Annotated in this window: 23 protein-coding genes; 11 read left to right on the forward strand and 12 right to left on the reverse strand. The window is 62.4% G+C overall.

Annotated features, from left to right (window positions below):
- Positions 1 to 3: 3 nt before the first annotated feature.
- The 6 genes from FQ320_RS14620 to cdd form a co-directional block, all read right to left on the reverse strand.
- The gene (locus FQ320_RS14620; protein WP_148473520.1) at positions 4 to 1,239 is read right to left on the reverse strand and encodes an SPOR domain-containing protein; all 1,236 of its coding nucleotides are present in this window, start codon (positions 1,237 to 1,239) and stop codon (positions 4 to 6) included.
- An 86-nt stretch (positions 1,240 to 1,325) separates the two neighbouring features.
- Positions 1,326 to 1,958, reverse strand: coding sequence for a uracil phosphoribosyltransferase (gene upp, locus FQ320_RS14625; protein ID WP_148473522.1), 633 nt, complete (start codon positions 1,956 to 1,958; stop codon positions 1,326 to 1,328).
- Positions 1,955 to 2,941, reverse strand: a complete 987-nt coding sequence (locus tag FQ320_RS14630) for an adenosine deaminase (RefSeq protein WP_255509520.1) — start codon at positions 2,939 to 2,941, stop codon at positions 1,955 to 1,957. Before FQ320_RS14630 ends, upp begins: the two co-directional genes overlap by 4 nt.
- Complete coding sequence (locus FQ320_RS14635) at positions 2,938 to 4,134, reverse strand: phosphopentomutase (protein ID WP_148473524.1); 1,197 nt, start codon at positions 4,132 to 4,134, stop codon at positions 2,938 to 2,940. The genes FQ320_RS14630 and FQ320_RS14635 overlap by 4 nt, the downstream gene beginning before the upstream one ends.
- Positions 4,134 to 5,435 (reverse strand): thymidine phosphorylase, encoded by a 1,302-nt coding sequence (locus tag FQ320_RS14640; RefSeq protein ID WP_148473789.1) that lies wholly within the window; start codon positions 5,433 to 5,435, stop codon positions 4,134 to 4,136. Before FQ320_RS14640 ends, FQ320_RS14635 begins: the two co-directional genes overlap by 1 nt.
- 3 nt (positions 5,436 to 5,438) lie before the next feature.
- Positions 5,439 to 5,831, reverse strand: coding sequence for a cytidine deaminase (cdd, locus tag FQ320_RS14645; RefSeq protein ID WP_148473526.1), 393 nt, complete (start codon positions 5,829 to 5,831; stop codon positions 5,439 to 5,441).
- 132 nt (positions 5,832 to 5,963) lie between these two features.
- Between cdd and FQ320_RS14650 the strand changes: the two genes are divergently transcribed.
- The 3 genes from FQ320_RS14650 (at position 5,964) to FQ320_RS14660 (ending at position 11,034) form a co-directional block, all read left to right on the forward strand.
- Entirely contained in the window at positions 5,964 to 6,164 is a 201-nt protein-coding gene (locus tag FQ320_RS14650; protein WP_187393911.1) for a DUF3072 domain-containing protein, read from the forward strand.
- Between the two features lie 297 nt (positions 6,165 to 6,461).
- The gene (locus tag FQ320_RS14655) at positions 6,462 to 8,741 is read left to right on the forward strand and encodes an NADP-dependent malic enzyme (protein WP_148473529.1); all 2,280 of its coding nucleotides are present in this window, start codon (positions 6,462 to 6,464) and stop codon (positions 8,739 to 8,741) included.
- Positions 8,742 to 9,138: 397 nt separating this feature from the next.
- Positions 9,139 to 11,034 (forward strand): propionyl-CoA synthetase, encoded by a 1,896-nt coding sequence (locus FQ320_RS14660; RefSeq protein ID WP_148473531.1) that lies wholly within the window; start codon positions 9,139 to 9,141, stop codon positions 11,032 to 11,034.
- Between the two features lie 6 nt (positions 11,035 to 11,040).
- Here the strand turns inward: FQ320_RS14660 and FQ320_RS14665 are convergent, their stop codons facing one another.
- The 5 genes from FQ320_RS14665 to FQ320_RS14685 form a co-directional block, all read right to left on the reverse strand.
- Entirely contained in the window at positions 11,041 to 11,430 is a 390-nt protein-coding gene (locus tag FQ320_RS14665) for a hypothetical protein (RefSeq protein WP_148473533.1), read from the reverse strand.
- 10 nt (positions 11,431 to 11,440) lie between these two features.
- Entirely contained in the window at positions 11,441 to 11,830 is a 390-nt protein-coding gene (gene csgH / locus FQ320_RS14670) for a curli-like amyloid fiber formation chaperone CsgH (RefSeq protein ID WP_148473535.1), read from the reverse strand.
- 55 nt (positions 11,831 to 11,885) lie between these two features.
- Positions 11,886 to 12,326, reverse strand: a complete 441-nt coding sequence (locus FQ320_RS14675) for a curlin (protein ID WP_148473537.1) — start codon at positions 12,324 to 12,326, stop codon at positions 11,886 to 11,888.
- A 151-nt stretch (positions 12,327 to 12,477) separates the two neighbouring features.
- Positions 12,478 to 12,897: a curli-like amyloid fiber formation chaperone CsgH gene (gene csgH / locus FQ320_RS14680; protein ID WP_148473539.1), complete on the reverse strand. Its 420-nt coding sequence runs from the start codon at positions 12,895 to 12,897 to the stop codon at positions 12,478 to 12,480.
- Positions 12,898 to 13,023: 126 nt separating this feature from the next.
- Positions 13,024 to 13,788, reverse strand: coding sequence for an NAD kinase (locus tag FQ320_RS14685; RefSeq protein ID WP_148473541.1), 765 nt, complete (start codon positions 13,786 to 13,788; stop codon positions 13,024 to 13,026).
- Positions 13,789 to 13,970: 182 nt separating this feature from the next.
- On the opposite strand from FQ320_RS14685, the gene glyA reads away from it, so the two are divergent.
- On the forward strand, positions 13,971 to 15,266 hold the full coding sequence (glyA, locus tag FQ320_RS14690; protein ID WP_148473543.1) for a serine hydroxymethyltransferase: 1,296 nt from the start codon (positions 13,971 to 13,973) through the stop codon (positions 15,264 to 15,266).
- Positions 15,267 to 15,361: 95 nt separating this feature from the next.
- On the opposite strand, the gene FQ320_RS14695 is transcribed toward glyA, so the two are convergent.
- The gene (locus FQ320_RS14695; protein ID WP_148473545.1) at positions 15,362 to 15,724 is read right to left on the reverse strand and encodes a hypothetical protein; all 363 of its coding nucleotides are present in this window, start codon (positions 15,722 to 15,724) and stop codon (positions 15,362 to 15,364) included.
- Positions 15,725 to 15,904: 180 nt separating this feature from the next.
- Between FQ320_RS14695 and FQ320_RS14700 the strand changes: the two genes are divergently transcribed.
- The 7 genes from FQ320_RS14700 (at position 15,905) to FQ320_RS14730 (ending at position 24,742) form a co-directional block, all read left to right on the forward strand.
- Complete coding sequence (locus tag FQ320_RS14700) at positions 15,905 to 16,654, forward strand: alpha/beta fold hydrolase (RefSeq protein WP_148473547.1); 750 nt, start codon at positions 15,905 to 15,907, stop codon at positions 16,652 to 16,654.
- 188 nt (positions 16,655 to 16,842) lie between these two features.
- Entirely contained in the window at positions 16,843 to 18,642 is a 1,800-nt protein-coding gene (lepA, locus tag FQ320_RS14705; protein ID WP_148473549.1) for a translation elongation factor 4, read from the forward strand.
- 264 nt (positions 18,643 to 18,906) lie between these two features.
- On the forward strand, positions 18,907 to 19,788 hold the full coding sequence (locus FQ320_RS14710; protein WP_148473551.1) for a carbon-nitrogen hydrolase family protein: 882 nt from the start codon (positions 18,907 to 18,909) through the stop codon (positions 19,786 to 19,788).
- A 43-nt stretch (positions 19,789 to 19,831) separates the two neighbouring features.
- The gene (locus tag FQ320_RS14715) at positions 19,832 to 21,412 is read left to right on the forward strand and encodes an ABC transporter substrate-binding protein (RefSeq protein ID WP_148473553.1); all 1,581 of its coding nucleotides are present in this window, start codon (positions 19,832 to 19,834) and stop codon (positions 21,410 to 21,412) included.
- Positions 21,409 to 23,010, forward strand: a complete 1,602-nt coding sequence (locus FQ320_RS14720) for an ABC transporter ATP-binding protein (protein WP_148473555.1) — start codon at positions 21,409 to 21,411, stop codon at positions 23,008 to 23,010. Before FQ320_RS14715 ends, FQ320_RS14720 begins: the two co-directional genes overlap by 4 nt.
- The gene (locus tag FQ320_RS14725; protein ID WP_148473557.1) at positions 23,007 to 23,924 is read left to right on the forward strand and encodes an ABC transporter permease; all 918 of its coding nucleotides are present in this window, start codon (positions 23,007 to 23,009) and stop codon (positions 23,922 to 23,924) included. The genes FQ320_RS14720 and FQ320_RS14725 overlap by 4 nt, the downstream gene beginning before the upstream one ends.
- Complete coding sequence (locus FQ320_RS14730) at positions 23,921 to 24,742, forward strand: ABC transporter permease (RefSeq protein ID WP_148473559.1); 822 nt, start codon at positions 23,921 to 23,923, stop codon at positions 24,740 to 24,742. The genes FQ320_RS14725 and FQ320_RS14730 overlap by 4 nt, the downstream gene beginning before the upstream one ends.
- The last annotated feature ends 30 nt before the right edge of the window (positions 24,743 to 24,772 follow it).

Below are 24,772 nucleotides of genomic sequence, written 5' to 3' on the forward strand. Positions count from 1 at the left end.
GCCTTAATTGCGCAGGAATGCATCCGCGAACCCGGCGCGATGCACCGATGACAGGGCCGATTGCGCCTGTGACGGATTGGGGAACGGTCCTGCCAGAACAATCTGCAACGCCCGTCCGCCCCGGTTGACCGCACCGATCTGCACCGGCAATCCGGCGCGCTGCAATCGGGCCGCCGTCGCATTGGCGTTGGAGCCCTGTGCAAATGTACCCACCTGCACAAACCGTCCGACCACCCCTTGAGGAGCCGGGCGAGCGACCGCATTGACCGGTTGTTTTGCTGCCACGACTGCGGGTTGGCGCGGCGCGGGGGATTTCGACGAAAGAACCGTCTTCCCGGTGGTCGGTGACACGCTCAGCCGGTCTTTGGCGACGATAAACCTGTCACCTCCACCAGTGCGCACCACAATATGCTGTCCGCCTGCAAGATCGCGTTGCTGCTTGGCGTAATCCGTATAGGGGAAGACCAGATAGTTATATTCGCGCGTCATGTCGCGCCCGGTTTCATCGACCAGTCGGCGGGGCACAGTCTGGGTCCAGATCAATGCGGTCTGCAACGCGCCCTGCAATGTTTGTTTGCCCCTGTCGGGATTCAACCGCCCGTCATCCCACGCCGGGCGGTACCCTTTGGGCACGCGCACCTGACCAACCGGCGGCGCGGTCAGCACCTGCCCCTCGTACAGTCCCGCAGCGCGGATCGCGGCGGGGGCCGCAACAGGTGCGGGCGTCGCATCGGGGGCAAGGATCTGTGGCTTCTGCCCGTGGCTGCCTGCGCGAACGGAACCAACCGCTTTGTTCAGGGGGATCGGGTGATGCACCAAGCCCGCAGTGGGACGCGCAGCGACGGGTGCAGGCGTCGGGGCATGGGTCATCGACGGCCGGACCGGTTTGACCACGTTCGGGGCACGAACCGGGGCGGCAGGTGCCGCGGCAATACGCGGTGCCGGATCGGGGATCACCGGCAGGTCGGCAATGGCACTGCCAGCCAATGAAGGCTTGAACCCACAAAGCGCGCTGCGCTTGCGCGTGACCCGGGGAATCCATGTGATTGCACCGTCGATCCCGGCACGGATGAACACACATCCCTTGCTGTCGACATATTGGTGCCCATTGAATGACTCGGGCGGAAATTCAGCAGGTTGCAGATTGTCCACCGATTGCGCAATCGCCGGCGGCACCGGCAAAAAGGTAAACGCGGATACGCCAAGCAGCAGCGCGAAAATGGTCGTCTTCGGTGTCATCAAGTGCCCCCACACATTGAATTTCACCGAATATCGCAGTGACACCCGGTGCCGTAAAGCCAATTCTCCCTCTGCGTCCCGATCGCCTATTTCGTCCCGAACATCCGGTCGCCCGCATCGCCCAGTCCCGGAACGATATAGCCTTTTTCGTTCAGCCGTTCATCCAGCGCCGCCGTGACAATCGGCACATCGGGATGCGCCTCTTTCATCCGCGCCACGCCTTCGGGTGCGGCCAGCAGACACAGAAACCGGATATCGCGCGCCCCCGCCTTTTTCAGCAGATCAACGGCGGCCACCGACGAATTGCCCGTCGCCAGCATCGGATCGACCGCGATCACCAAACGCTCGTTCAGTTCCGACGGCAGCTTGCAGTAATACTCCACCGGCTGAAGCGTTTCTTCATCGCGGTAAAGTCCAACAAAGCCCACACGGGCCGAGGGCACCAACTCGAGAATGCCGTCCAGCAGTCCGTTACCCGCCCGCAAGATCGACACCAGCGCCAGCTTGCGCCCGTCCAGCACCGGCGCGTCCATCTCGCACATGGGCGTTTCGATCCGCCGCGTGGTCATCGCCAGATTGGCAGTGATCTCATAGGCCAGAAGTTGGCTGATCTCGCGCAAAAGCTGACGAAATACGGCGGTCGAGGTGTCCTTGTCGCGCATGATTGTGAGCTTGTGCTGCACCAGCGGGTGGCGGACGATTGTCAGGTGATCGGTCATGGCTGTTCCAGTTTCTTGGCAATGGCTTTGCGGGTGGGTTCGTCGCAAAAAGCGGCGGCCAGCGCGGTTTGTTCGACTTCGGTGAATATTTCTTCTTCCCAGCCGAACGTCTCGGCAAGCCGGTCATACTCATGCGTCATCGTGGTGTGAAAGAACGGCGGATCGTCGGTGGATACGGTCACCTTCACCCCCCGTTCGCGTAGTTTTTCGATCGGGTGGTCGCGCCAGCTTGGGTAAACGCCCAGGGCGATATTCGATCCCGGGCAGACCTCAAGCACGATGCCTTTTTCGGCCAGCCGGTCGACCAGGGCCAGATCCTCGATGGCGCGCACACCATGGCCGATGCGCGTAACCTTGAGGTGGTCCAGCACGTCCTGCACGGATTGCGGCCCGCCCCATTCGCCCGCATGGGCGGTCAGGTGCAAACCCGCCTCGCGCGCCATGTCAAAGCCCCAGGCAAAATCCTTGGGGTGGCCCGACATCTCGTCGCCACCAATGCCCAACCCGACGATGAATGCACCCGCTGTTTCCGCCGCGCAAAAGGCGGTTTGGCGGGCTTTTTCAGGGCCGAAATGGCGGATCGGCGTGACAATGCCGCGCAGAACAATGCCCTCTGCCGTTTCGGCGGCGGCTGCCGCCTCGGTCATCGCATGCAGGTATTCGCGCCATGCGCCCAGATCGCGCCCGCCGCAGAAATCCGGCGACAGGAAGGTTTCGCAATATACCACCCCATGCGCCGCGCTTTGCTCCAGAACCGCAGTGACCAGACGTGCGTAATCCCGCGGCGTGGTCAAAACGCTTGTCGCAGCTTCGTACACCCGCAGGAAATCGCCAAAATCGGCGAACCGATAATTGCCGCGATCATCGAAAATCTTTGAGATGTCGATTCGCTTTTCCTGCGCGAGACCACGGATAAACGCCGGTGGCGCCGCCCCTTCCAGATGCAGGTGCAGTTCGATCTTGGGCCGGGATGACAGGGTCACAAAAAGCTCCTTCCGCGCGGGGCGGTTATGCCCAGATGGGCCGCGACGCTGGCAGCGACATCGACAAATGCGCAATGTCCGATCTCGCCCGCGTTGAATTCAGGTCCGGCAACCAGCACCGGAACCCGCTCGCGGGTATGTTCGGTACCGCGCCATGTGGGGTCGTTGCCATGATCGGCGGTGATCAGCAATATGTCGTCGCTGCGAAGGCGCGCCAACAGCCCGGAAAGGGCTGCGTCAAACCACTCAAGATGCCGGGCATAACCGGCCACATCGCGCCGATGGCCATAGACACTGTCGAATTCCACAAAATTGGCAAAAATCAGCGATTTATCATCGGCAGTGTCGATGCGCCGTGCCAGAGCTTCCAGCAGGGTCGCATCGTCACCCTTGTCGGATGTGTCGATTCCCTGCATGGAAAATATATCGCCGATCTTGCCCACTCCATGCACCCGGCCCCCCGCCGCCTGCACCCAGTCGCACAATCCCGGTTCGGGCAGCGCCATGGCAAAGTCGCGGCGGTGCGGCGTGCGGATAAATTCGCCGGTTTCCCCGATGAAAGGCCGCGCGATGACCCGGCCCACCCGCATGGCATGCAACACCGGCGCCAGCGTTTTGCACAGGCCATGCAGCCGCTCCAGCCCGAACACCTCTTCGTGGGCGGCAATCTGAAACACGCTGTCCGCGGAAGTATAGCAGATCGGCCAGCCGGTTTTCACATGTTCGTCGCCCAGCCGGTCAATGATCAGAGTTCCCGAGGCATGGCAGTTGCCCAGAATGCCATCGGTGCCCGCCATTGCACAGACTTGCGCCACCAGATCGGGCGCGAAGGCGGGGTCGGTGTCGGGAAAATAGGTCCAGTCCCATGGCACCGGAACGCCTGCCAGTTCCCAATGGCCCGAGGGCGTGTCCTTGCCCCGCGACACTTCGGTCGCAGCGCCCCAACGGCCCGCCGGCGTGGCACTCAGCCCCGGGGTTTCATCGCCCGAGGCAAGGCGCACTGCCGCCCCCAGCCCCAGCGCGTCGAGATTGGGAAGATGCAGCGGACCTCTGCGCCCGTCATCGGCCCGCCCCGCAGCACACTCCTGCGCGATATGGGCCAGCGTATTGGCACCCGCATCGCCAAAGTCGGCGGCATCGGGGGCACCGCCGCAGCCGACGGAATCCAGAACAATCAGGATGGCACGGGGCATCAGGGCAACCTTTCGTGAATCAGCGACGGCAGGGTGGGCATTGCGCCGATGGTGATGGCCGCCTGCACCGACACCACCGCCCGGTCGGCGGCGGCATCATCGGCAGCATGGACAATGGCCAGCGGATCGCCCTTACGGATGGTATCGCCCAATCGCACCACATTCGAAAGACCCACAGCGGGGTTGATGGCGTCAGTTTCGACCAGCCGCCCACCGCCCAACCGCACCACCGCCATGCCCAGCGCGACTCCGTCAATGTCGGCGACATATCCGTTATCGGCGGCTGGCACGGCGCGCTGCACCGGGGCGGCCGGCAGGTGATCGCGCCAGCGCGCCGCGAAATCCACCGGTCCGCCAAGACCCGCGACCATCCGCGCGAACCGTTCCAGCGCACGCCCGTCGGCCAGTGTCGCGGCGAGCCTCGCCTTGGCCGCGTCTTCGTCATCCGCCTGCCCTGCCAGCACCAGCAGAGCCGCCCCCAGCGCCAGCGTAATCCGGGCCAGCGGCGTGTCCTGCGCGCCTTCCAGTACGCGCATCACCTCGCGGATCTCCAATGCGTTGCCCAGCGCGGGCGCAAGCGGCTGGTTCATGTCGGTGATCAGCGCCGTCGCAGCACATCCGGCCCCGGTCGCCACATCGACCAACCGCCGCGCCAACTCGCGAGCCGCCTTTGGCGACGCCATAAAAGCGCCCGATCCGACCTTCACGTCCAGCACCAGCGCACCGATGCCGCCAGCCAGCTTTTTTGACAGGATCGAGGCGGTGATCAGGTCGATACTGTCCACCGTCGCCGTCACGTCGCGCACGGCATAAAGCCGCTTGTCGGCGGGCGCGATCCGCCCTGTGGCCGACACGATCGCACAGCCGACATCGCCGGTGATGGCGCGAAACCGCGTCTCATCTACCGCACAGCCGACACCCGGAATCGCCTCGAGTTTATCCAGCGTGCCGCCCGAATGGCCCAGACCTCGCCCCGAGATCATCGGAACGTAACACCCGAGCGCCGCCAGCGCCGGGGCCAGGATCAGCGACACAGGGTCACCAACACCGCCTGTCGAATGTTTGTCGACCACCGGACCGGGCAGATCCCACGACAGGACATCGCCGCTGTCGCGCATTCCGAGGGTCAGCGCGACACAGCCCGCCTCGCCCAGCCCGTACAGGCAGGCGGCCATGGCGAATGCGCCCGCCTGTGCATCGCTGACCCGCCCATCGGCCAGTCCGGCGGCAAACCCGCGCAGGGCATCGCCGTCGGGCATTCTGCCCGCCCGCAGGTCGGCGATGACGGTGCGGGCCTCCATCATTCAGGTGTTGTCCATATGCGCGGCACTAAAGGCACCCGGCAGCAGTTCAGCCACCGTCACCGTTTCGGCCAGCCCGCCCGTGGTCGCCATGGTGACCGGCACGTCACCCCGGGCGAATTCAGCCAGTTTCTGTCGGCAGCCGCCACAGGGGGGCACCGGCAAAGGACTGTCGGCGATCACATAGGCCCCGGCGATCACCCGTTCTCCGGCAGCGACCATGGCGGCGATTGCCCCCGCTTCGGCGCAGGTGCCTTCGGGATAGGCGACGTTTTCGACATTGCAGCCGACAAAGACGGCACCCGAGGCCGTGCGGATCGCCGCCCCCACCTTGAACCCGGAATAGGGCGCATGTGCATTCTCTCGCGCCTGCCGCGCGGCGGTTTTCAGGCTCATTCCAGCCTCCCTTGATGATCCTTCAGGCATGGTGCCCGCTGCCCATGTGGCGCGCAAGGGGAACCCGCCCAACCACCAGACGTTATCCTTTTGACACCCCGAAATGTACAGGAAATGTATAGGAGACGCGACATGCCCGTCGACGAAACCACTCCAATCGCCGCTAAAGCATCCATCGGAGCGATCCCGGTCTCCGACCCACAGGGAAGCGAACCGATGACCATCAAGCAGTCCGCATTGCTGCGCGCATTGTGCAATAAACGCGGCGAGAAATACGACGACGGCCTGACCCGCGCCGAAGCACAGGAACTAATCGACACACTGCGCGACTGACACACAGCCACCGACACATCACCCGAGACCCACTGGTGTTGGCACATTGCCCGACTGCCACATTGCGCGAATGGGTGACGTGTCTCTGGCCCAACACCGCAACAGCGTCTTTTTCGACACCAACATGGCCGTGAACACGGCACACAGATACCCGGCCACCCGGCCACCCGGCCACCCGGAACTTACAAATGGCCCCGCATGCCCCCGAACGGAGTCCTGCCTGGGATCACCGTTTGACAAGTGGCGCTGATCCGCTGGATATGGTCGAACGCCCGACCACATCCGAAAGGCCCCACGATGGACGATGCAAAGAAACAAGCCTTGCGGCAGGCCGCGCTGGACTATCACCGCTTTCCCAAGCCCGGAAAGCTTGAGATTCGCGCCACAAAGCCGCTTGCCAACGGGCGGGATCTGGCACGCGCCTATTCGCCGGGCGTGGCCGAAGCCTGTCTTGAGATTCAAAACGATCCGGCAACCGCCCGTGATTATACCTCGCGCGGCAACCTGGTTGCGGTGGTTACCAACGGAACAGCGGTTCTGGGTCTTGGGAACATCGGCGCACTGGCGTCCAAGCCGGTGATGGAGGGCAAGGCCGTCCTGTTCAAGAAATTCGCCAATATCGACTGTTTCGATATCGAGCTGAACGAGAACGATCCCGAAAAGCTGGCTGATATTGTCTGTGCTCTTGAACCGACCTTTGGCGCGATCAACCTTGAGGACATCAAGTCGCCGGATTGCTTCATCGTCGAAAAGATCTGCCGCGAGCGGATGAATATTCCGGTATTCCACGACGATCAGCATGGCACCGCCATCGTTGTCGGCGCGGCCACCACCAATGCGCTGCGGGTTGCCGGCAAACGGTTCGAGGATATCAAGGTTGTGTCCACCGGCGGCGGCGCGGCGGGCATCGCCTGCCTGAACATGCTGGTGAAACTGGGCGTGAAACGTGAAAACGTCTGGCTGTGCGATATTGTTGGCCTTGTCCACGCGGGCCGCACGGAAGACATGACCGAGCAAAAGGCCGCTTTCGCTCAACCGGGCGGGCCGCGCGGCCTGACCGATGTGATTGATGGCGCCGACCTGTTTCTGGGCCTGTCCGGCCCCGGCGTGTTAAAACAGGAGATGGTCGCGCGGATGGCCACCGACCCGGTGATTTTTGCGCTGGCCAACCCCAACCCCGAGATCGACCCGGACGAGGCGCGCGCTGTCGCCCCCGGCGCTTTGATCGCCACCGGGCGCAGCGACTATCCCAATCAGGTGAACAACGTTCTTTGCTTTCCGTTCATCTTTCGCGGCGCACTGGACGTGGGCGCGACCGAGATCAATGACGAGATGAAGATCGCCTGTATCGAAGGCATCGCCGCACTGGCCCGCGCCACCACTTCGGCCGAGGCTGCAGCCGCCTATCAGGGCGAACAGATGACCTTTGGCCCCAATTACCTGATCCCGAAACCCTTTGATCCGCGCCTGATGGGTGTGGTGGCCTGCGCGGTCGCCAAGGCCGCGATGGAAACCGGCGTCGCCAGCCGACCGATCGCCGATCTGGACGCCTATAAGGCGAAACTGGACGGTTCGGTTTTCAAATCCGCGATGATCATGCGCCCGGTGTTCGACGCAGCCGCCACCGCCGAACGGAGGATCGTTTTCACCGAAGGCGAGGACGAGCGGGTGTTGCGCGCTGCCTCGGCCATGCTGGAGGAAACCACCGACAAGCCGATCCTGATCGGTCGCCCGGATGTGATCGAAAGCCGGGCAGAACGGGCCGGTCTGGCGATCCGGCCGGGGCGCGACTTTGAAATCGTGAATCCGGAAAACGACCCGCGCTATCGCGACTATTGGGGCACCTATCACGAAATAATGCAGCGCAAGGGCGTTACGCCCGATCTGGCCAAGGCGGCGATGCGCACCAACACCACCGCCATCGGCGCGATCATGGTGCGCCGAGACGAGGCCGATTCAATGATCTGCGGCACCTTCGGACAGTTCCTGTGGCACCTCAACTATATCGAACAGATTCTGGGCACACCGGATCTGCACCCCGTCGGCGCGCTGTCGCTGATGATTCTCGAAGACGGCCCGCTGTTCGTTGCCGACACTCAGGTGAACCCGACGCCGACCCCGATGCAAATCGCCAACTCGGTGATCGGCGCGGCGCGGCATGTGCGCCGGTTCGGGGTCGAGCCGAAGATCGCCCTGTGTTCCCATTCGCAGTTTGGCAACCTCGACTGCGATACCGGCATTAGGATGCGCGCCGCACTCGAAATCCTTGATTCCGAACCGCGCAACTTTGCCTATGAGGGCGAGATGCAGACCGATGCGGCCCTGAACGCCGAGCTGCGCGAACGGATCTATCCCAACAGCCGTTTTTCGGGTCAGGCCAATGTGCTGATCTTTGCCAATACCGATGCCGCATCGGGCGTTCGCAATATCCTGAAAATGAAGGCCGGCGGGCTGGAGGTCGGACCGATCCTGATGGGTATGGGAAACCGCGCCCACATCGTGACGCCATCCATCACCGCACGTGGACTACTGAACATGAGCGCGCTGGCCGGCACGCCGGTCGCCCACTACGGCTGAGGTTTTTCAGGATCTTTCTGTGACCGGGGGGCTGTCTGCCCCCCGGTGCGGTTATCGATGTCTCGGGATGCTATTTTTTCGCGCCCTGAGGTTTGGCCGGGGCCTTTGCCGGGGCCGCAGCAGGGCTTGCCGCCGCTGCAGACGCGCCACCGGGTTTCGACGGCTGTTTCAACTTTTTCTTTGGATTCTTGTCGCCCATGGCAACGTGACCTTCTGTAAAAGGCGGGCACAGCGCCGCACCTTTCTTGAAGATAGGTACGTTTGACGGAAATGTATCATCGGTTTGCGACCTTGGTGACGAAATATTCCGAAGTCCGGCGTGCATCCTTTACAGGTGGCCCTTGCCCGTGCGCCCCTGCTGCGCGAAGCTTGGCGCAACCGACAGAGGGAACCTGCAATGAGCTACCGCGATATCTATGCCGCCTGGCAGGCCGATCCCGAGGCATTCTGGATGGATCAGGCGCGGGCCATCGACTGGGATGTCGCGCCGACCCGGGCGTTGGATGACAGCCGCGCGCCGCTTTACACTTGGTTCGCCGATGCGCGGGTCAATACCTGTTTCAATGCTGTGGACCGGCATGTGCGCAACGGGCGCGGCGATCAGGCGGCCATTATCTATGACAGTCCGCTGACCGGCACGAAATCCGTCACGACCTATGCCGAGCTGCAAAAGCAGACCGCGCTGTTTGCCGGTGCGCTTGCGGCCAAGGGTGTGACCAAGGGCGACCGGGTGATCATCTATATGCCCATGGTGCCCGAGGCGTTGGTCGCGATGCTGGCCTGCACGCGGATCGGGGCGATCCATTCGGTGGTCTTTGGTGGCTTTGCTGCCGGCGAACTGGCCACACGGATTGATGATGCCACCCCCAAAGCGGTCATCGCCGCGTCTTGCGGGATCGAACCGGGGCGGATCGTGCCCTATAAGCCGCTGTTGGACGGCGCAATCGAACAGGCCCGCCACAAGCCCGAATTCTGCGTGATCCTGCAACGCGATCAACAGCCTGCCGATCTGATTTCCGGGCGTGATTACGACTGGCACGAGGTCCAGCAGGGTGTGGCCCCCGCCGATTGCGTGCCTGTTGAGGGCGATCACCCCGCGTATATCCTGTATACCTCGGGCACCACCGGGCAGCCGAAAGGCGTCGTGCGGCCCACCGCGGGGCATCTCGTGTCGCTGAACTGGACGATGAAAAGCATCTATGGCGTCGATCCGGGCGAAGTGTTCTGGGCCGCCTCGGATGTCGGCTGGGTCGTCGGACATTCCTATATCTGCTATGCGCCGCTGATCCACGGCAACACCACCGTCCTGTTCGAGGGCAAGCCCGTCGGCACCCCCGACGCGGGCACATTCTGGCGGGTGATTTCAGAACATAACGTTCGCAGCTTTTTCACCGCGCCCACCGCGTTCCGCGCGATCAAACGCGAAGATCCGCAGGCGGAAGAACTGGCGAAATACGACATATCCTGTCTCAGGGCGCTATATCTGGCGGGCGAACGGGCCGATCCGGACACGATCGAATGGGCGCAGGAAAAGTTGGGCGTGCCAGTCTATGACCACTGGTGGCAGACTGAAACTGGCTTCACCATCGCGGGCAACCCGGCAGGGATACAGCCATTGCCGGTAAAGGTCGGATCGCCCACGGTGGCGATGCCGGGCTATGATATTCAGGTGCTGGACGAGGACGGGCAACAGGTGCCCCACGGCACTCTGGGCGCCATCGCGATCAAACTGCCGCTGCCGCCGGGCACCGTGCCAACCCTTTGGCAGGCCGAGGACAGGTTCGTGAAGTCCTATCTGTCGCGCTTTCCCGGATACTATGAAACCGGCGACGCCGGATACCTCGACAGTGACGGATATCTTTTCGTCATGGCGCGCACCGATGACGTGATCAACGTCGCCGGACACCGCCTGTCGACCGGCGCGATGGAGGAAGTTCTGGCCTCGCACCCCGATGTGGCCGAATGCGCGGTCATCGGCGTGGCGGATCGGTTGAAGGGTCAGTTGCCCATGGGGTTCATCTGCCTGACCAAGGGCGTCGACAAGCCGCACGATCAGGTAGAAGCCGAGTGTATCGCGCTGGTGCGTGACAGGATCGGTCCGGTGGCGGCGTTCCGACTGGTCAAAGTGGTGGATCGGCTGCCAAAAACCCGGTCGGGTAAAATCCTGCGCGGCGTCATGGGAAAGATCGCGGATAATGAACCTTTTAAGGTGCCCGCGACGATCGAAGACCCGGCGATCCTTGATGAAATCGTCACGGCTCTGATTGCATTGGGATATCCGGAAAAGGGTTGAGCCCGGTTACCAGCCGTATTGCAGCATAAGCCCCAACTGCCCGCCCCATTGGTGGATATCTGCTTCTGCATCGTCTCCGCGCTGAAACAGGGCAAAGTAATTGCCGTTGCCACTTTGGGCGATGCTTCCGGTGTGGCCGGTGCCGCGCTGATCGATCAGCACGCGGTTGCCCCGCCCGGATTGGCGGATCGCGGCGCGCAACCCGGTGCCGTTCTGGCGCAGTTCAGCGCGATTCTTGACGGTTCTCGCTATGGAATACGCCAGAAGTGCTGCCTCGACCCCGGCGGACTGATCGGCGGTGTGCGGTGTCCAGCCAAGGCTGATCGATCCGGCCTCGGCCCGGGGTACGGCAGTCGCGATAGCAATGAGCACGGCAAGAAGGATGGGGCGGATCATGGGATTCTCCTTACAGGTGAATTGGCCCGGCAATCACCGGACAGATCAGTTTACGCCGCCCGACAGTCACGGTCAGCCGCGCGTTGACCGGGGCGTTGACGCGCGCAGGGCCGGAGCCAAGCTCGATCTCGCTCAAAGTCAGGATCTCGCCACGTTGGGCGGTAAAATCGCCGCTTTGATCAATGTCGGCACCCGGCGCGGTCAGGCGCAGGTGCCATTGGCCCGAGTTGACCGCCGCACCTTGGTAAACTGCAACGATCCTGCTGCCGCCCGAGGTGGGCGACACGGTCAGCTGACAGGTATCGCCGCCCGTGCCTGCGGCGGTGATCGGCATGGCGGCGACAGTGATCAGGGCAAGGCCGGTCAAAAACGACGCGGCAAGGGTTTTTGCGTGGGTCATGGCAATCTCCGGGTGTTGTGGGGCGGCCACAGGGTTGCGACCGCCCTTTTGGTGGTCAGTCCTGCACGATCACGGCGATGTTGCCGCGTCCGCGCTGCACCACATTGGCTTTGCCGCCGTTGCCCGCCTGGATCACACCCAAAGCGTTGCAGCGCCCCGATTGATCGGTTGTCGCCGCATTGCCATTGCCGAACTGTGCCACACCCAGAACGTTGCACCGCCCGGACTGGCTCGATTCTGACAGGTTGTTGGTGCCGGTCTGACCGATAACGGTGCGGTTGCGCGCGCCGTCCTGAGTGGCGACGGTGGTGTTGCGCCAGCCGTCCTGAGTGATGGTCATCCGGTTGCGATGCCCGGCTTGCCCGCCGCCAATGCCGTTCTGGATGCCCCATTGCTCGATGCGCACCTTGTTGCCCCCGGCAAGGGCCGGCGATCCGGCAACAAGAATCAGGGTCAGCGACAGGGTGGCGGATTTAAGGAAGCTCAGCGTGGTCATGATCAGGTATCCCTTGTGTCTGGCAGCCCCGGTGCAGGGCCGATGCAGATCAGAAAGGACCCATCGGTCAGGACAGGCAATATCACCGCCCGGTCATGGAATGTCGGACCGGTTGTTATCGGATATCAGGAGGTTAAATTACTGATATCGCTTAGATATCTTTTGGGTCACTCAGCGCGCAGTGCATGGCGGCGCCACCGACGGTAATGGTCATCGACGCCTCGATATTGGCGCCGGTCCCGCCGTTCAGGGCGATGCCGCCAAGGCTGGACCGTCCAACAGTCACGGATTCGCCCGCGCCTGCCGCGAAGGTGCCCGAGGATTTGCTGCTGGCGACCCGACCGTCGGCCCCCTGCCCGATCTCCATGGTGTATTTCCCCTTCATCGCCGAATCGGGCGTGATCCGGCCCTGATAAACCGTCTTGTCGCCGGCGGGTGTGGCGATGATTTCACAGGAGGCTCCGGTCAACGCGGTGATGGCCGGTTGGCGGGCGCCCATGGCAAGGGCAAAGGTGACGGGAAGAAGCGGGGCAATCGCAAATATGATCGCAAGGCGTGCGGCAAAGTTCATGGCGTGAAATCCTGAATCGATCCGATACTCAGGCCACCCTTACCGATGCAACTTGCTGCATCAAATGACATTTTTCATGATGAATCCAATCGGCAAACTGACGCCGACGCAGGCCCTGAAACTCGCTCAGATGAACTGTTCCCGGGTCAGCCGCTCTTCCAGCCCGTGCCCGGGATCGAACAACAGCCGGTGGCGCACAGCCGGGTCGCTGCGAACATCCACCATGGCCACATCGCGCACCGACTGGCGACTGTCGGCGTCGGCCATCACCGGGCGCTTTTCCGGTTCCAGCACCTCGATCCGCACCCGCGCCGCCTTGGGCAGCAGCGCACCGCGCCAACGCCGGGGGCGAAACGCCGACATCGCCGTCAGCGCCAGAACATCGGCCCCGATCGGCAGGATCGGCCCGTGAGCCGAATAATTATAAGCGGTCGATCCTGCCGGCGTTGCCACCAGCGCCCCGTCGCAGACCAGTTCCTCCATCCGCACCCGGCCATCGACGCTGATCCGCAATTTCGCGGCCTGGGGTCCGGCGCGCAGCAGCGAGACTTCGTTGATCGCAAGGGCGCGGTGGCGCGAGCCGTCGGTCCGTGTGGCCTCCATCGTCAGCGGGTTCAGCACTTCTTCGACCGCAGCCGCCAATCGTTCTGGCAGGTCGTCTTCGGAATATTCGTTCATCAGAAACCCGATGGTGCCGCGGTTCATGCCATAGACCGGCACATCCAGCGATTCGGTCGCATGCAGGGTCTGAAGCATGAATCCGTCGCCGCCCAGCGCCACAATCACCGATGCTTCGGCCGGGGCGGCATGGCCAAACTTGCCGCGCAGACGTTCGCACGCCTCCTGAGCGATGGGGGCCGTGCTGGCCTCGAATGCGATGGCACGTGCCATATCTGCCCCTTTTCTGATCCCGTGCCGACCCTAGGGCCGAGAGCGGGAAACACAAGCCCGTCTGCGGATTGCGAGAATGGCACCATCGCGCGACATATCCCGAAGATCGTGGCGCTTTGAGGTCTTTTGAGTTTGCCACCGGTGCGATACACCCTGTGTCAAGCCACAGCAGGAGACGCGCCATGACCGCCAGCCCCAAAGACACCGGTTTCTTCACCGAGGACCTTTCAACCCGCGACGCAGATATCTTTGCCGCCATCGGTCAGGAAATGCACCGCCAGCAGACCGAGATAGAATTGATCGCATCGGAAAATATCGTGTCGCGCGCCGTCATGCAGGCACAGGGCTCCGTGTTGACCAACAAATACGCCGAAGGTTATCCGGGACGGCGGTACTATGGTGGCTGCGAATATGTCGACATCGTTGAAGAACTGGCGATGTCCCGGGCGCGCAAACTGTTCGGCTGTGACTTCGTCAATGTGCAGCCGCATTCGGGATCGCAGGCCAATCAGGGCGTGTTCACCGCGCTGATCAAACCCGGCGACACCATTCTGGGCATGTCGCTGGATGCGGGCGGGCATCTGACCCATGGTGCCAAACCCAACCAGTCGGGCAAATGGTTCAACGCGGTGCATTACGGTGTGCGGCGCGATACGCTTGAGCTGGACTACGATCAGGTTGAACAGCAGGCCATGGAACATCAGCCCAAGCTGATCATTGCGGGCGGATCGGCGATCCCCCGGCAGGTCGATTTCGCGCGGATGCGGGCGATTGCCGACATGGTGGGCGCCTATCTGCTGGTCGACATGGCGCATTTTGCCGGGTTGGTGGCGGCAGGCGAGCATCCTTCGCCGTTTCCCCACGCCCATGTGGCCACAACCACCACGCACAAGACATTGCGCGGCCCGCGTGGCGGGATGATCCTGACCAATGACGAGGCGTTGGCCAAGAAATTCAACTCGGCGATCTTCCCCGGCATTCAGGGCGGCCCGTTGATGCATGTTATCGCCGCCAAAGCGGTCGCCTTTGGCGAGGCGCTGGAACCCGGATTCAAGATCTATCAGCAACAGGTCATCGCCAATGCCAAGGCACTGGCTGCCCGGCTGATTGAAGGCGGACTTGATATCGTCACCGGCGGCACCGACACCCATGTCGTGCTGGTCGATCTGCGCCCCAAAGGGGTCAAGGGCAACGCCACCGAAGACGCGCTGGGCCGTGCGAACATCACCTGCAACAAGAACGGCATCCCCTTCGACGACGAAAAGCCGACGATCACGTCGGGCATCCGTCTGGGTTCGCCTGCAGGCACCACACGGGGCTTCGGCACAGCGGAATTCACCCAGATCGGTGACTGGATCGTTCAGGTGGTCGACGGATTGGCCGCAAACGGCGAAGACGGTAACGCAGGAGTCGAGGCAAAGGTCAAAGCCGAGGTCGAGGCGATGTGCGCCAATTTCCCGATCTATCCCCAAGGCTGAGCTTCAGCGCAATGAATGGGGGGCTGCGGCCCCCCTTATCATTTCCGTGGATATTTGGGTGGGTATGCGGTTACGCGAATCGTAAGGCCCAAGCGTTAAAGATACCCACGCCAGACCAGAACCCCAATCAGAACCGCCGATACCGCCAGAAAGTTGAACGCATTGGCCGTGACCAGCCCCAATGCGAATCTTACAATCCGTTCTGAGCCGTCGATGCGGATAAGAAACCGTTTGCAATCACGATACGCCCGGGTGGTGTCTGTGGGATTGGCCATGCGCGACAGACGGGGATGTTCAGAAATCCGGGCCGCATCGGACAACAGTTCGGCGTCACGGCGAATCCGGCGTGGCAACAGGCGACCCGCCTTTTTCACCTTGGCATCAAGCCCATTGCCGCCAACCCCAAGGCGCGTGCCGATCAGACCGGCGATTTCATCTGCCTGTTCTCGTGGTGTCATGAATGCTCCTGCTGACGGGTTACTAGCGAGGTTCGCAGGTCCGCTCAATGCCTCCGGTGCTCAGGGCCTCTGGTCGCAGGTCCGCTCAGGGCCTCTGGTCGCAGGTCCGCTCAGGGCCTCTGGTCGCGGGTCCGCTCAGGGCCTCTGGTCGCCGGTCCGCTCAGAGGTTACATATGGTTCATGCTGAACGTCATTGAACACGGGGCGGCCACCGACCGTCCGCAAGTATTGATCGCCCATGGGTTGTTCGGATCTGCGCGCAATTGGGGTGTGATCGCGAAACGGCTGTCTGCGGACCGGTTGGTCCGGGTCGTGGACATGCGCAACCATGGCGAATCCGGGTGGGATGAGTCGCATTCCTATCGTGATCTGGCCGGTGATCTGGCCGGTTTACTGGACGGGCCGACCGATGTGATCGGGCATTCCATGGGCGGCAAGGCCGCGATGGCGCTGGCTCTGTTGCACCCCGAACACCTGCGCCGGATCGTAGTGGCCGATATCGCGCCCGTCGCCTATGACCATACGCAGTTGCATCTGGTCACGGCGATGCAGGCGCTGGATCTGTCCGAAATCACGTCGCGCACGCAGGCCAGCGCGGCTTTGGAGGCATCCGTGCCCGATGCCGGTGTGCGCGCTTTTCTGTTGCAAAGCCTTGATGTCGCACAGCACCGCTGGAAATTGAACCTTGACGTGCTTGGTGCGCGAATGGCCGAAATCATCGGCTGGCCTCAGTTACCGGGCACGTTCCCCGAACCGACCCTTTTCCTGTCCGGGGGCATATCGGACTATGTGTTGCCCGAACACCGGGAGACGATCCGCACCCATTTCCCCGCCGCACGTTTCGCTAAAATCCCCGGGGTCGGGCATTGGCTCCATGCCGAAAAGCCGCGCGAGTTCGAGGCGGCGTGCCGCGCGTTCCTCGACGCCTGATCGGTTTCTTGCCAGCCATGGGCAGGGCGCGCTTTGTCTGGCCCGTCGCACCGGTACTTTTGCGCGGGTAATTTTTGCACCTTCGACAGAGGCTCTGCAGCGCAGACCGGTGATCCGCCACCGAACCCCCTTGCAAATCAGCCATCTTGCAGCCATTCACGTGGACAAATCCCGCCTGAGGCCGCGCAATGACCCCAATCTCCCGCATCCGCAACTTTTCCATCGTTGCCCATATCGATCACGGCAAATCCACCCTTGCGGACCGGCTGATTCAGCTGACCGGCACCGTGGCCCAGCGTGACATGAAAGAGCAGATGCTCGATGCCATGGATATTGAGCGCGAGCGTGGCATCACGATCAAGGCAAACACCGTCCGCATCGAATATCCTGCCAAGGACGGCCACACCTATACGCTGAACCTGATCGACACCCCCGGCCACGTCGATTTCGGCTATGAAGTGTCACGCAGCATGCGCGCTGTCGAAGGATCACTTTTGGTGGTCGATGCGTCCCAGGGGGTCGAGGCGCAGACGCTGGCCAATGTGTATCAGGCCATCGATGCCGATCACGAAATCGTCCCGGTGCTGAACAAGGTCGATCTGCCTGCGGCCGAGCCCGAACGCGTGCGCGAACAGATCGAGGATGTGATCGGCATCGACGCCTCGGACGCTGTTTTGATCAGCGCGAAAACCGGAATCGGCATTCCCGAAGTGCTGGAAGCCATCGTGAACCGGCTGCCCGCACCAAAGGGCGACGCCAACGCCCCGCTCAAGGCGATGCTGGTCGACAGCTATTACGACGCCTATCTCGGGGTGGTCGTCATTGTCCGGATCATCGACGGCGTGCTGAGAAAAGGCGACCGGATCCGCATGATGAAGACCGGTGGTCTTTACGGCGTCGACAACGTCGGCGTGTTTCGCCCGAAGATGGAAGAAGTGTCCGAACTGGGCCCGGGCGAGATCGGATATCTGAACGCCCAGATCAAACAGGTGCGCGACACCCGCGTCGGCGATACCATCACCACCGAAAAGAAGGGCTGCGAAACACCCCTGCCCGGGTTCAAACCGTCGATCCCGGTGGTGTTCTGCGGGCTGTTCCCGGTCGATGCCAATGATTTCGAGGACATGCGCGACGCGATCGAAAAGCTGGCCCTGAACGATGCATCTTTCACCTTCGAAATGGAAACCTCGGCCGCGCTTGGTTTTGGTTTCCGTTGCGGATTTCTGGGCCTGTTGCATCTCGAAGTGATCCGCGACCGGATCGAACGGGAATACAACATTGATCTGATCACCACCGCGCCTTCGGTGGTTTATAAACTGCACATGCGCGACGGCACTGTCGCCGAGCTGCACAACCCTGCCGACATGCCCGACCTGACGCTGGTCGATCACATCGAAGAGCCGCGGATCAAGGCAACAATTCTGGTGCCCGACGAATATCTGGGCGATGTCCTGAAGCTGTGCCAGGATCGGCGCGGAATCCAGCTTGACCTGACCTATGCCGGGTCGCGGGCAATGGTTATCTACGATCTTCCCCTCAACGAAGTGGTGTTCGATTTCTATGATCGGCTGAAATCTGTAACAAAGGGTTACGCCAGCTTCGATTATCATATGTCCGAGTATCGCGAGGATGCGCTGGTCAAGATGTCGGTGCTGGTCAACGATGAACCCGTCGATGCGCTGTCGATGATGGTTCACCGGGACCGGGCAGAAATGCGTGGCCGTGCCATGTGCGAAAAGCTGAAAGAGCTGATCCCCCGCCACATGTTCAAGATCCCGATTCAGGCGGCGATTGGTGGCCGGGTCATCGCCCGCGAAACCCTGTCGGCGATGCGCAAGGATGTGACGGCCAAATGCTATGGCGGCGATGCATCCCGCAAGCGCAAACTGCTGGACAAGCAGAAGGCGGGCAAGAAGAAGATGCGCCAGTTCGGCAAGGTCGAAATTCCACAACAGGCGTTTATCAGTGCGCTGAAGATGGATTCCTGATCGTCGGGACTTCGACCGGGTGCTTTTCTGATCAAAAAATCCTGCAATGGCCCGAGCGCGATTTTTATCGCCCCGGCAAAGGTCGGGCGCGGCTGGCGTGACTGACCCTCAGGCCACCCACAACCAGAGCGTGTACCCCGACACGCAGGGTCCGATAGGCAGAACCAAGCTTTATTTGCGATTTGTTAAGGGGATGCCCTAAGTTTCTGCTTTTGATTTGCGAGGTTTCATCTCAACATCAGGATGTTGCAGAAAGGATCACCGATGACTTCACAGACGATTCGCCTCTGCATGGCGCAGATGACCTCGACCAACCGACATGCGGGCAACATCGCCTGGATGGACGACGCAGCCGCCCGCGCCAGAGCCGAGGGTGCGCAGATGCTGGCCCTGCCCGAGGCATCGGGCCTGTGCAACCGCATCCGCGACGAAGCTTTGCATCAGGTGGTCGATCACGAAAAAGATCCGTTTATCGCCGCCTGCCGCGCGGCGGCCGCACGGCACGGGTTGTGGATCCATACCGGATCGACCCCGGTGGCAGGCCCCGAAAAGGGTGATGCTGCACGGTTTCTGAACCATTCCGATCTGATCAGCCCCGATGGCAAAATCGTTGCCGGGTATGACAAGATCCACCTTTTCGACATCTGTCTGGACGGCAAGCCGCCCACCGGCGAATCGCGCCGTTATCGCCCCGGGGCGCAGGCGGTGCTGGCCGATACCCCATGGGGTCCGGCTGGCATGAGCATCTGCTATGACCTGCGGTTTCCACAACTTTACCGTGATTATGCCCGCGCCGGTGCGGTGTTTCTGTTCGTACCCTCGGCGTTCACCGTACCCACGGGACAGGCCCATTGGGAGGTGCTTTTGCGCGCCCGGGCCATCGAGAACGGTGCCTTTGTGATTGCACCGGCGCAGGTCGGGCGGCACGACGACGGGCGGATCACCTATGGCCATTCGATGATCGTAAACCCTTGGGGCAAGGTGATCGCCGATCTGGGCGGCGATGGCGCGGGATTGATTACCGTCGATCTGAACCTCGAGGAAATCGCCGCAGCACGCCGTCAGATCCCGTCACTTCAGAACGGGCGCGATTACGATCTTTACCATGCTGAAACCCGGACGGATCAGCCCGAAACGGCGTCGTGAACCCAATATCCGAGATCCGAGACCCAATGCAGGAGATATGCCGATGACCATCCGACACCGCTCCATGACCACGCCCCGTCTTGTTTTGGGGCTACTGTTTGCGTTGGCCCTGCCAGCCGCCGCGCAGGACCGCCCCGATATCAAGCTGGCCGTGGACAACCTGTGGGAAACGATGGACCCGGTGATCGGGATTTCCACCTCGGGCGCGCGGGTACATGACAACCTGTTTGACACGCTGATCATGCGCAACCGGTGGGAAGATCCCGACGGTGCGACGCTGGTTCCGTGGCTGGCCACCGAATGGACCCGCAAGACGCCCATGATCTGGGAGATCAAGCTGCGCGAGGGGGTGAAATTTCACGACGGCCATGTGATGGACGCCGAAGATGTGGCGTTTTCCATGTCTGCCGAACGCCTTTGGGGGCCAGAGCCCAGCGCGCCGCGCGGATCACGCTATGCCGCCAACATCGTGCGGGTCGAGGCGACAGGCCCGCTGACCGTCGAGGTCGAACTCGACATCGCCGACCCGACCTTTCCCAACCGGCTGGCCACGCCATTGGGTTTTGTCCTGCCGAAGCATTATTATGAGGAAGTCGGCACCGACGCGTTTGGTCAGAAACCCATCGGAACCGGGCCTTACAAACTGGTCAGTTTCGATCCCAGCACCGAGCTGGTGGCCGAGGCGTTCGACGATTACTGGTATGGACCGGTGCCCGCAGCATCGCTGACCTTCCGCATCGTGCCCGAGTTTTCGACCCAGTTCGCCGGGCTGGTTGCAGGTGAATTCGACATCATCACGTCGATCCCCGCTGACCAGATTGAACAGGTTGAAAACGCGCCGGGGGTCACGGTTCTGACCAAGAGCATCGAGAATTATCCGATGTTCGCCTTCAACATGCTCGACGATGATGAAACCATCCCCGACAACCCGCTGACCGATGTCAATCTGCGCAAGGCGATGGTTGCCGCCGTCGACCGGGAAGGCATCGTCACCGCGCTCTGGGGCGATGCGACCTATGTGCCTGCACCGTTCAACTTTCCCGAATACGGGCCCTTTTATGACGCCGATCGCAAGGCCGCGATCACCTATGATCCGGACCGTGCGAAAGAGCTTTTGGCCGCTTCGGACTACGACGGTGAACAGCTTGAATGGCACATCACCCGGGGATTTTATCCCAACTATGAGGTGGCGGCGGAATTCATGGTCGAGCAGTGGCGCGATGTGGGCATCGACGTCAAACTGACCATCGTCGACAACTTCAGCCTTGCCTATGAACGGCCGTTTCACATGCTGAACATGTCGATGAGCTCGGACTTTTCGGGCGACCCATGGCGGCCCCTGTGGCTGGACTGGGGCCCGGACAGCAGCCGAGTCACGGCCTCGCACAAGACATGGGTGCCGTCGGACAAGTTTTTGGAACTTGGCGAGGCTTTCGTGCAGGCGCAGGAATTCGACGAGCGCAAGCAGGCCTATCTCGATCTGGTGGCCGAATGGGAGGATATCACCCCCGGCATGTACCTGTGGCGCAACGTCGTCAGCTATGGCATGCGCGACGATCTTGACTGGGATCCGGGCAATTCGGCGGTCACGATCTTTGACAAGAACTTTCTGAAAACCGAATGAGCGTTCCGGTCGTCACTATCGAAGGGCTGAGCGTTGCCCTGCCTGATGGCGGCGACCGACCGTTTGCGGTCGAGGGCGTATCGCTGGAGGTCGCGCCCGGTGAAACCCTGTGTCTGGTGGGTGAATCCGGGTCGGGCAAATCCGTGGTCGCGCAGGCGGTCATGGGGATGCTTCCGGTGCAACTGCCGCTGGTTGCCGGGCGCGTGACGTTTCAGGGTCAGGTTCTGCCAGCCCAGCGTGACAAGGCCTATGTGCGGCTGCGTTCGGCCCGGATGGCGATGGTGTTTCAGGATGCCTCAGCCAGCCTTGATCCGCTGATCCGGGTCGGTGACCAGTTGATCGAGATTGCACGGGTGCATGGCTTATCGCGCAGCGAGGCGCGCAAGCGTGTCGATGAAATGCTGATCGCCGTGCGTCTGCCCGACCCGGCGCGGATCGCCCGCAGCTATCCGCATCAACTGTCTGGCGGACAGGCGCAACGGATCGTGATTGCCGGGGCGCTGCTGCTGAACCCCGCCCTGCTGATCGCGGACGAACCGACGACTGCGCTTGATGTGACGACACAGGCGGAAATTCTGACGCTGATTGCCGATTTGCAACGCGAACGCGGCACAGGCGTGCTGTTCATCACCCATGATTTCGGCGTGGTCAGCGACATCGCCGACCGGATCGTCGTGATGCAGGCGGGTCAGGTGGTCGAATCCGGCACCGCAGAACGGGTTCTGCACGCGCCCGAACATCCCTATACCCGCGCCCTGCTCGCGGCGGCGACCAAGACCGGGGATGCGCGCGATGCCACCGGTGCCGACACGATCCTGACGGCGCAGAACATCAGCCTGACCTATCGCCTTGGCGGCCCCTTCGCGCGGCGCGAAGTGCAGGCCGTGCAGGACGTATCGCTGAGCCTTGCGCGGGGGCGAACACTGGCCGTGGTGGGCGAAAGCGGGTCGGGGAAATCATCGCTTGCGCGGTGCCTGCTGCGGCTTGAGGATTTTCAGGCCGGGCGGCTGACCTTTGACGGGCAGGACATCACCAATGTGAAAGGTGCCGAGCTGCGCGCGCTCAGACAGCGGATTCAGGTGGTATTGCAGGATCCGTTTTCGGCGCTGGACCCGCGCCAATCCATCGGTGCAGCGATTGCCGAGGGTCCGGTGATTCACGGAACGCCCAAGGCCCAAGCGATGGAGCGTGCGGCAGAACTGCTGGCACTGGTCAGCCTGCCGCCTCAGGCCATCGACCGGCATCCGCACGAATTTTCCGGCGGTCAGCGACAGCGTATCTGCATCGCCCGCGCGCTGGCTCTCGACCCCGAAGTGCTGATCGCGGACGAGGCGGTGTCGGCGCTGGATGTTTCCGTGCAGGCGCAGGTGCTGGATCTGTTCGCCGATCTGCAACGTCGGCTGGGCTTTGCCATGGTGTTCATCACCCACGACCTGCGCGTCGCACGGGCGATCGCAGATGACGTGATCGTCATGCAGAACGGGCGGATCGTCGAACAGGGGCCGGTCGACCAAGTGTTCCATGCGCCGGTCGCGGATTATACCCGCGCCTTGCTTCATGCCGCTCCCGGGCGCACACTGAAAGAAGGTGCCGCATGATCGGATATGTCGCCAGTCGCCTGATCCGGGCCGTGATCACACTGCTGATCACCGTCACGCTGGTGTTTCTGTTCATCCGGTTTTCCGGCGATCCGGCGGCGGCCCTTGCGCCGCCTGACGCGCCGCAAGAGGTGATCGAGCAATACCGCCGCGCCATGGGGCTGGATAAGCCACTTTGGGCGCAATACACCGCCTATCTCGGCGCGATGGCCCGGGGCGAGTTCGGCTATTCGGTGCACACCGGTCTGCCTTCGGCGCAACTGTTCCTGAACCGTCTGCCGGCCACGCTGATGCTCGGCGGCACGGCGCTGGCCATTGCCTTGCTGGCGGGGATTCCCATGGGCGCGATTGCGGCTCTGAACCGGGGGCGGCCCATTGACCGGGCGGTGATGGGATTTTCGGTCTTTGCCTTTGCCATGCCGAATTTCCTGTTCGGGCTGGTGGTGATCCTCACCGGGGCGCTGGTGTTCCAGACCTATGTCGGGGCCTCGGAGGATACGCTGCTGGACGTGTTGCCGCCCGCGCTGACCCTGGGGCTGGCGTCGATGGGCGCCTTTGCCCGGTTCTCGCGATCATCCCTTCTTGAGACGCTGAACGCGCCCTTCATGGTCGCGGCCGAGGCGCGGGGAATTCCACGGGGCCGCCGGATGTGGCGCCATGCCGGGCCAAACGCGGCGATTCCGCTGGTGACGCTTGTCGGACTGTCGCTGGGCGGGTTGATCGCCGGGTCGGTGGTGACAGAACAGGTTTTCGCATGGCCCGGCGTCGGACAGCTTCTGGTGCGGTCGGTCGCCACGCGGGACATTGCGACAGTGCAGTTCATCGTGCTGGCCATTGCGGTGACGATGATCTGCGCCAACCTGATCGTCGATTTGCTGTATCTGGTCATCGACCCGAGGATCCGCGCCCGATGAAAGTCCCCTTTGCTGTCAAATGCGCGCTGGTCTTCGTGGCGCTTTTCGTCGCTTTCGCGCTGTTTGGCCAATGGCTAAGCCCGCATGAGTTCCGCGCCACATCGCTGACCGCCCGGCTGAAACCGCCGGGAACCGAAGGGTATCTGCTGGGCACTGACGCAAGAGGCCGCGATCTGCTGGTGCGGCTTGCCGTGGGGGCGCAGATCACGCTGATCGTCGCGGTCGTCGGCACCGTGATCGGCGCAGTTCTCGGCTCGCTTCTCGGGTTGCTCGCGGCGGCGCGGCGGGGCTGGGTGGAAAACGTGATCGTGGCGGCGGTGGATGTTCAGGCGTCGCTGCCGATCATCGTCGTCGCGCTGTTCGTGCTGGCGATGTTCGACAATTCCTTCACCCTGTTCCTGCTGCTGATCGGCCTGACCGGGTGGGAGGTTTACGCCCGGTTGATGCGCGGTGCGGTCCTGTCGGCCAAGGAACATGGATATGTCACCGCCGTTCGCGCCCTTGGCGCCAGCCCGGCGCGAATTTACCTGCGCCATATCCTGCCCAATGTCGCCTCGATCGCTCTGGTGCAGTTCACCGTGAACCTGCCGCTGACGATCCTGCTGGAAACCGCGCTGTCGTTTCTGGGTCTGGGCGTTCAGGCGCCGCTGACATCGCTGGGCCAGGTCATGAGCGAGGGGCGCGACCGTTTGCTCACCGCCTGGTGGCTGACCCTGTTTCCCGGCGCGATCATCTTTGTTCTGGCCCTGTCGGTCAGTCTGATCGGCGACTGGCTGCGCGACCGGCTGGACCCGACCCTGAAATCGCGCTCCTCCTGAGTGGCACACGAACCCACTCATCCGAAAGCG

The organism is Oceaniovalibus sp. ACAM 378 (assembly GCF_008085915.1).
Classification (GTDB): Bacteria; Pseudomonadota; Alphaproteobacteria; order Rhodobacterales; family Rhodobacteraceae; genus Oceaniglobus.